At 65.8% G+C, this 789-nt stretch carries 1 protein-coding gene; it reads left to right on the top strand.

Going from position 1 to position 789, the window contains the following annotated elements:
• Window positions 1–789: RND transporter family protein (locus tag FLQ44_RS23640; protein WP_240801239.1), on the top strand; the 789-nt coding region annotated here is incomplete at both ends.

Here is a 789-nt window from a genome sequence, read left to right as displayed (position 1 = left end):
ATCCTGGTCAGCGTCGCCATCGGCGTGCTGGCCTGGGACAAGGCGCAGCAGATGCAGATTGGCGATAGCGAGGCCGGCGTGCCCGAGCTGCGTCCGGACTCGCGCTTCAACCAGGACGCCGCGGCCATCGGCAGCGCTTTCTCGCTGGGCGTCGACATGATGTACGTGATCGTCGAGGCGCGTCCCGATGCCTGCACCTTGAGCTATCCGAGCATGGAGCTGATCGACCGTTTCAGCTGGCACATGCAGAACGTCGAGGGCGTGCAGCAGGTGATGTCGCTGCCGGTGGCAGCCAAGATCGTCAACGCCGGCTGGAACGAGGGCAACAGCCGCTGGCGCGTGCTGCCGCGCGACTCAGACCAGCTGCGCGTCGCCACCCAGGGCTTCGAGACCGATTCCGGACTGCTGAATTCCGACTGCAGCGCGATCCCGGTGATGCTGTTCCTCGCCGACCACAAGGCCACCACCATCCAGCGCGTCCTGGATGCCGTGAAGAGCTTCCGCGAACAGAATGATGCCTGGTTCCCCGGTACCAACCTGCGCCTGCAGCTGGCCGAGCAGCGCGATACGGCGGAAGCCGCGGGCGAGGAGTTCGTCAGCCACCAGGTGAATCTGCGCCTCGCCACCGGCAATGCCGGCGTGATGGCGGCCACCAACGAAGTCGTGGCCGCCCAGCAGCTGCCGATGATGCTGTGGGTCTACGCGGCGGTGATCGTGCTGTGTCTGCTGACCTATCGCAGCTTCCTGGCCACCCTGTGCATCGTGATTCCGCTGGCGCTGGTGTCGATC

Origin of the sequence: Vogesella mureinivorans (assembly GCF_007644035.1) — a bacterium.
In the GTDB taxonomy this organism is placed as follows: Bacteria; Pseudomonadota; Gammaproteobacteria; order Burkholderiales; family Chromobacteriaceae; genus Vogesella; species Vogesella mureinivorans.
This window is presented reverse-complemented; position numbering and strand designations above follow the sequence as displayed.